This is a genomic window from Streptomyces sp. NPDC054840 (assembly GCF_053611065.1).
Window position 1 is genome coordinate 1 of record NZ_JBSGZP010000375.1, and the last position, 7271, is coordinate 7271.

Sequence of the window (7271 nt, forward strand, 5' to 3'; positions counted from 1 at the left end):
CTGCGGGACGCCCGGCTGCGGCTGCTCGCCGACGACCTGGTCGTGCTGCGGCGCGCCCTCGACGCGGAGGTCGCGGACGAGGCGGCGCTCAAGGAGCGCAAGGAGGCCGCCGAGGCCCAGCTCGCGGGCGCCGTACGGCGCGAGGCGGAGCTGGAGGAGGCGGTACGGGAGCTCGCGCCGCGGCTGCAGCGGGCGCAGCAGACCTGGTACGAGCTGTCGCAGCTCGCCGAACGCGTCCGGGGGACCGCCTCCTTGGCGGACGCGCGGGTCAAGAGTGCCTCGGCTCCGGCAGAGGAGGAGCGGCGAGGCCGCGATCCAGAGGAGACGGAACGGGAGGCCGCGCGGATCCGTGAGCAGGAGGCGGAACTGACGGCGGCTCTCGAGGCGGCCGCGCGGGCGCTGGAGGACACCGCCGAACACCGGGCGGAGCTGGAGCAGGAGCTGGCCGAGGAAGAACGCCGGCTGCGGGACGCCGCGCGGGCCATCGCCGACCGGCGCGAGGGACTGGCCCGGCTGACCGGGCGGCTCGGAGCGGCCCGCTCCCGAGCGGGGGCGGCGCAGGCCGAGATCGACCGGCTCGTCGCGGCGCGGGACGCGGCACAGTCCCGGGCCGCCGCCGCGCAGGAGGAGTACGAGGCTCTGGCGGAGGAGGTCGGCGGCTTCGACGACCCGTCGGCCGACGCGGACCACGAGAGCGCGCGGGACCGGCTGGCGTGGGCGGAGGCGGAACTGTCCGCCGCCCGGGAGGAGCTGTCCGGGGCGGAACGCTCACGGGCGGCCGTCTCGGCGCGGCGGGACGCGCTGGCGCTGGGGCTGCGGCGCAAGGACGGTACGGGCGCACTGCTCGCGGCGCGGGAGCGGCTGGCCGGGCTGCTGGGACCGGCGGCGCAGCGGCTGTCGGTGACCCCCGGGTACGAGGTCGCCGTGGCCGCCGCACTGGGCTCGGCGGCGGACGCGCTGGCGGTGGCCTCCCCGGGGGCGGCGGCCGACGCGATCCGCCACCTCCGTGAGGCGGACGCGGGCCGTGCCACCCTGCTGATCGCACCGGCGGGACCCTTCCTGCCGGGCCAGGCCTCGGCCGGACCGGCGGTGGGGGCACAGGAGGTGGTTGCCGGGGGATCGGTTGCCGGAGGAGCGGGCTCCGGGGGAGCGTTCCCCCACCCGGCCCCCTCCCGGGACGGAGATCTCCCCGCGCCCGCCCCGCGGCCGGCGGCGAGCGTGGGTACGTCCGCCCCGGTCCAAGCCCCGGCTCCCGAACCGGTCGCGGCCGGCGGACCCACGGGCGCGCCCGTACCGGCCGCCGGGCTGGTCGGCGGGGACGCGGAGGTACGGCGGGCCGTGGAATGGGTGCTGCGCGACCACGTCGTGGTCGCGACCCTGGACGCGGCCGAGGCGCTGGTCTCGGACCGGCCCGACGCGGTGGCCGTGACCCTCGACGGCGACGTGCTCGGGGCCCACCTCGCGCACGGTGGCTCCGCCGGGGCGCCCAGCCTGATCGAGGTGCAGGCGGCCGTCGACGAGGCCGCGGGCGAGCTGGCCCGGCTGGGGGTGCGGTGCGCGGAACTCACCGAGGCCCGGACGGCCGCCCAGAACCACCGTCAGGACGCGGCCACCCTGGTCGAGGAGCTCGCCGAGCGGCGGCGCGCCGCGGAACAGGCCCGGGCCGGGGTCGCCCAGCAGCTCGGGCGGCTCGCCGGGCAGGCGAAGGGCGCTGCGGGCGAGGCCGAACGCAGCGCCGCCGCCGCGGCCAGGGCCCAGGACGCCCTGGAGCAGGCGCTGGCCGAGGTGGAGGAGTGCGCGGAGCGGCTCGCGACCGCCGAGGAGATGCCGGTGGACGAGGAGCCGGACGGCTCCCGGCGGGACCGGCTCGCGGCCGACGGCGCCAACGCCCGGCAGACCGAGATGGAGGCCCGGCTGCAGCTGCGGACCCTGGAGGAGCGGGTCAAGGGGCTGGCCGGACGCGCGGACTCGCTGGACCGCGCGGCCCGTGCGGAACGCGAGGCTCGGGCCCGCGCCGAGCGGCGTCGGGCGCGGCTGCGCCATGAGGCGGAGGTGGCCCGGGCGGTGGCCGACGGGTCCCGGCAGCTCCTCGCGCACGTGGAGGTGTCGCTCGGCAGGGCCGACGAGGAGCGGGTGGTGGCCGAACAGGCGAAGGGCCTGCGCGAGCGGGAGCTCGGTGAGGCGCGAAACCGCGGCCGGGAACTGAAGGGGCAGCTGGACAAGCTCACCGACTCCGTCCACCGCGGCGAGGTGCTCGGCGCCGAGCAGCGGCTGCGTATCGAGGCGCTGGAGGCCAGGTCGCTGGAGGAGTTCGGCATGGAGGCCGCCGGGCTGGTCGCCGAGTACGGCCCCGACCAGCCGGTGCCCCCGTCCCCGCCCGCCGAGGGCGAGGTGCTGCCGGAGGACCCGCAGGACCCGCGCAACCGGCCCGGTCCCTTCGTCCGGGCCCAGCAGGAGAAGCGGCTCAAGGTCGCCGAGCGCGCGTACCAGCAGCTCGGAAAGGTCAACCCGCTCGCCTTGGAGGAGTTCGCCGCGCTGGAGGAGCGCCACCAGTTCCTCAGCGAGCAGCTGGAGGACCTCCGTAAGACCAGGGCCGATCTCCTTCAAGTCGTGAAGGAGGTCGACCAGCGCGTCGAGCAGGTCTTCACCGAGGCCTACCGGGATACGGCCCGGGAGTTCGAGGGCGTGTTCTCGCGTCTGTTCCCCGGCGGCGAAGGCCGGCTGATCCTCACCGAGCCCGACAACATGCTGACGACCGGCATCGACGTGGAGGCCCGCCCGCCGGGCAAGAAGGTCAAGCGGCTGTCGCTGCTCTCCGGCGGCGAGCGCTCGCTGACCGCCGTGGCGATGCTGGTGTCCATCTTCAAGGCACGCCCCAGCCCGTTCTACGTGATGGACGAGGTCGAGGCCGCCCTCGACGACACCAATCTGCAGCGGCTGATCCGGATCATGGAGGAGCTCCAGGAGAGCTCCCAGCTGATCGTCATCACGCACCAGAAGCGGACGATGGAGGTCGCGGACGCGCTCTACGGCGTCTCGATGCAGGGCGACGGCGTCTCCAAGGTGATCAGCCAGCGTCTCCGTTAGGTCGATCATTCAGATAGTGAAGGCAAAAACTGACAGCCTGTGGGGCAAATGCGACCGCTCCGGCCCTTGACTTCAGAAAGTGAAGCCATAGGCTCTGCTCTGGCGTGTTGACGTTCAGGTGGTGGTGCGCAGTTTGCTGTGCGCCACTAGAGGCACACGCGCAACGACGAATCCCCCACACAGCCCGCCGTCGCCGCCGGGCCCAGGAGCGCACCTTGACCAGCACAGCGAACGCACCCGCGTCGGGCGGTGGAAACCCGGCGCAGCCCGACCACCTCGGCCACGTCATCTTCATCACCGCGGCCGCTGCCATGGGCGGTTTCCTCTTCGGCTACGACAGCTCCGTCATCAACGGCGCGGTGGAGGCCATCCGCGACCGCTTCGACGTCGGCTCGGCAGTGCTCGCCCAGGTGATCGCCGCGGCGCTGATCGGCTGCGCCATCGGCGCCGCCACCGCGGGCCGTCTCGCCGACCGGATCGGCCGCATCCGCTGCATGCAGATCGCCGCCCTCCTGTTCACCGCGAGCGCCATCGGTTCGGCCCTCCCGTTCGCCCTCTGGGACCTCGCCATGTGGCGTGTGATCGGCGGCTTCGGCATCGGCATGGCCTCCGTCATCGGCCCCGCCTACATCGCCGAGGTCTCCCCGGCCGCCTACCGCGGCCGGCTCGCCTCCTTCCAGCAGGCGGCCATCGTCATCGGCATCGCCGTCTCGCAGTTGGTCAACTGGGGCATCCTCAACCTCGCCGACGGCGACCAGCGCGGTGAGATCGGCGGGCTCGAAGCCTGGCAGTGGATGCTCGGCGTGATGGTCGTCCCGGCCGTGCTCTACGGTCTGCTGTCCTTCGCCATCCCGGAATCCCCGCGCTTCCTCGTCTCGGTGGGGCGCACGGACAAGGCCAAGCAGGTCCTGCGCGAGGTCGAGGGCTCGGGCATCGACGCCGACGCCCGCATCCGCGAGATCGACCACTCCATGCGCTCCGAGGTGAAGTCCACCTTCAAGGACCTGCTCGGCGGCCGCTTCGGCTTCCTGCCCATCGTCTGGATCGGCATCGGCCTCTCCGTCTTCCAGCAGTTGGTCGGCATCAACGTGATCTTCTACTACAGCTCCTCGCTGTGGCAGTCGGTCGGCATCGACGCGAGCTCGTCGTTCCTGTACTCCTTCGAGACCTCGGTCGTGAACATCATCGGCACGGTGATCGCGATGATCTTCGTGGACCGGCTCGGCCGCAAGCCGCTCGCCCTCATCGGCTCCGTGGGCATGGCGCTGTCGCTCGGTACGGCGGCGTGGGCCTTCTCGTTCAAGACCGGAACCGGCGACGACATCTCCCTGCCGCACGCGCAGGGCATCACCGCCCTGGTCGCGGCCAACCTCTTCGTCCTCTTCTTCGCCCTCTCCTGGGGCGTGGTGGTCTGGGTGCTGCTGGGTGAGATGTTCCCCGGCCGCATCCGCGCCGCCGCCCTGGGTGTGGCCGCCGCGGCGCAGTGGATCGCCAACTGGGTCATCACCGTCACGTTCCCGTCGCTCTCCGACTGGAACCTCTCGGGTGCCTACATGATCTACACGTTCTTCGCCCTGCTCTCGATCCCCTTCATCCTCAAGTGGGTGCCGGAGACCAAGGGCAAGGCGCTGGAGGAGATGGGGTAACCACCCCCGCCAACACCCCTTCTCCTCGATACTGCCCCGGCTCAGCCCTTGAGCCGGGGCAGTACCTGTTCGCAGAGCAGGTGCAGGCTGCGCCAGCCCTCGTCCAGCGGCATCCCGCCGCACAGCGGGTGCAGGACCAGGTTCCCCGCCTCGCCCGCGGCCCGTCCGTACGCGACCGCCTCGTCCGGGGTGAGGATCCGGTACACGCCCTCCGCGCGCAGCTCCGCCACCGAGCGCGCGGCCGACCGTACGGCGCTGCGGATGTCCTTGGACTGCCAGGACGCGTACATGCCCGCCTCGTGCAGGAAGCGCTCGCCGTGCTCGGCCCAGACCCGGTCCGGGTCCTCCGCGATGTGCAGCAGCGGGGTCTCGGCCGCCGGCATCATGCAGAAGCCCTCCGTGCCGTACTCGGCCAGCCGCGCGGTGTAGTACGCCGCCAGCTCCGGCAGGTGCGCGCTCGGGAAGAAGGGGAGCCCCAGCCGGGCGGCGCGGCGGGCCGCGGCCTGGGAGCTGCCCCCGACCAGCAGCAGCGGGTGCGGCCGGGTGAACGGCGTCGGGGTGACCCGTACCGTGCGGCCGCGGAACTCGAAGGGCTCGCCGGTCCACGCCTTCAGCAGGGTCTCCAGCAACTCGTCCTGGAGCCGGCCACGCCGGCCCCACTCCACACCGTGCTGCTCGTACTCCTCGGGCCGGTAGCCGATGCCCGCGACCGTCACCAGGCGGCCACCGCTCAGCAGGTCGAGGACGGCGATGTCCTCGGCGACCTTCAGCGGGTCGTACAGCGGGCCGATGATCGCCGAGACGGTGACGGCGATCCGGCGGGTCGCACCGAAGACCGCGCCCGCGAAGGCGAAGGGGGAGGGCAGCCAGTTGTTGTCGGTGCCGTGGTGTTCCTCGGTCTGGACGGTGTCGATCCCGCGGTCGTCCGCGTACCGGGCCATCTCCAGCGCGGCCTTGTAACGGGCGGAGAGGGACTCGGGGGTGCCGTTGGGGTCGACGAGATTGAACCGGGCCACGGTGATGGGCATGGAGAAGTCCCCCTTCGCCGGATGTGGGTGGGCGGGCGAAGGGGGACGTTAGCTGACGTGGCGTCAGTTGGACAGGGATCCGGCGGGCGCGGACTCGTCCTCGGGCGCGTGCCCGGTCCCGGGCTCCCGCGCCCGGTCCGGGGGCGGCCGGGCGGTACCCGGCGGCAAGTCGTTCGATCATCGTGGATGTGCCGCCGAAACCACAGACGGACGCTGACGTCCTGGTCCAAGCGCCCGGGTTCCCGGCTCCGGGGTGGCCGTGGCCGATACTGGGGGGGTTATGGACATCCTCATTCTTGCTGTAGTCATCGCCCTGGTCGCGGTCGGTGTGATCAGCGGGCTCGTGGTCAGCAGCCGCAAGAAGAAGCAGCTGCCGCCGCCGGCACCGCCGAGCACGCCGACCATCACTGCCCCGCCTGCCGAGCCGCAGGTGGGGGAGGACGCCGTAGAGACGGCGGAAGAGCCGCGCCGCACGATCGAGGAGGTCGGGCTCCCGGAGACCGCGGCTCCCGTCGAGGCGCCGGTAGCCGAACCCGTGCCGGTCCCGGCCGCCCCCGAGATCGAGGTGCCCGAGCCCACCGCCGGTCGCCTGATCCGGCTGCGTGCCCGCCTCGCCCGGTCGCAGAACTCCCTCGGCAAGGGGCTGCTCACGCTGCTCTCCCGGGAGCACCTCGACGAGGACACCTGGGAGGAGATCGAGGAGACCCTCCTCGTCGCCGACGTCGGTGTCGTGCCGACCCAGGAGCTTGTCGACCGGCTCCGCGAGCGGGTCAAGGTGCTCGGCACCCGGACCCCGGCGGACCTGCGCGCCCTGCTCAAGGAGGAGCTGCTGACCCTGGTCGGCACCGACTTCGACCGCGTCGTGAAGACGGAGAGCGGCGAGGACACCCCCGGCGTGATCATGGTCGTCGGAGTCAACGGCACCGGTAAGACCACCACCACCGGCAAGCTGGCTCGGGTGCTCGTCGCCGACGGCCGCAGCGTCGTGCTCGGCGCGGCCGACACCTTCCGTGCCGCCGCCGCCGACCAGCTCCAGACCTGGGGCGAGCGCGTCGGCGCCCGTACCGTACGGGGTCCCGAGGGCGGCGACCCGGCCTCGATCGCCTACGACGCGGTCAAGGAGGGCATCGCCGAGGGCGCCGACGTGGTGCTCATCGACACCGCCGGCCGCCTGCACACCAAGACCGGCCTGATGGACGAGCTCGGCAAGGTCAAGCGGGTGGTGGAGAAGCACGGTCCGCTGGACGAGATCCTGCTGGTCCTGGACGCCACCACCGGACAGAACGGCCTGGCCCAGGCCCGTGTCTTCGCCGAGGTCGTGGACATCACCGGCATCGTGCTGACCAAACTGGACGGCACCGCCAAGGGTGGCATCGTCGTCGCCGTCCAGCGCGAATTGGGCGTCCCGGTCAAACTCATCGGCCTCGGTGAGGGTCCGGACGACCTGGCGCCCTTCGTGCCGGAGGCGTTCGTGGACGCCCTGATCGGCGACTGAGCGCTTCCCTCGAAG

General features: G+C 72.8%; 4 protein-coding genes. 3 read left to right on the top strand and 1 reads right to left on the bottom strand.

What is annotated here, in order from left to right; all coding sequences use genetic code 11:
* Both ACWGIU_RS24115 and ACWGIU_RS24120 read left to right on the top strand, forming a co-directional pair.
* Positions 1–3087 (top strand): chromosome segregation protein SMC (locus tag ACWGIU_RS24115; RefSeq protein WP_453708976.1); only part of this gene is annotated, 3087 nt, incomplete at its 5' end.
* A 215-nt stretch (positions 3088–3302) separates the two neighbouring features.
* Positions 3303–4733, top strand: coding sequence for a sugar porter family MFS transporter (locus ACWGIU_RS24120; RefSeq protein WP_453708978.1), 1431 nt, complete (start codon positions 3303–3305; stop codon positions 4731–4733).
* A gap of 41 nt (positions 4734–4774) precedes the next feature.
* Here the strand turns inward: ACWGIU_RS24120 and ACWGIU_RS24125 are convergent, their stop codons facing one another.
* Positions 4775–5761, bottom strand: coding sequence for an LLM class flavin-dependent oxidoreductase (locus ACWGIU_RS24125; RefSeq protein WP_453708979.1), 987 nt, complete (start codon positions 5759–5761; stop codon positions 4775–4777).
* Positions 5762–6041: 280 nt separating this feature from the next.
* Here ACWGIU_RS24125 and ftsY point away from each other — a divergent pair, with 280 nt between their 5' ends.
* Positions 6042–7256: a signal recognition particle-docking protein FtsY gene (ftsY, locus tag ACWGIU_RS24130; protein WP_453708981.1), complete on the top strand. Its 1215-nt coding sequence runs from the start codon at positions 6042–6044 to the stop codon at positions 7254–7256.
* Positions 7257–7271: the final 15 nt, after the last annotated feature.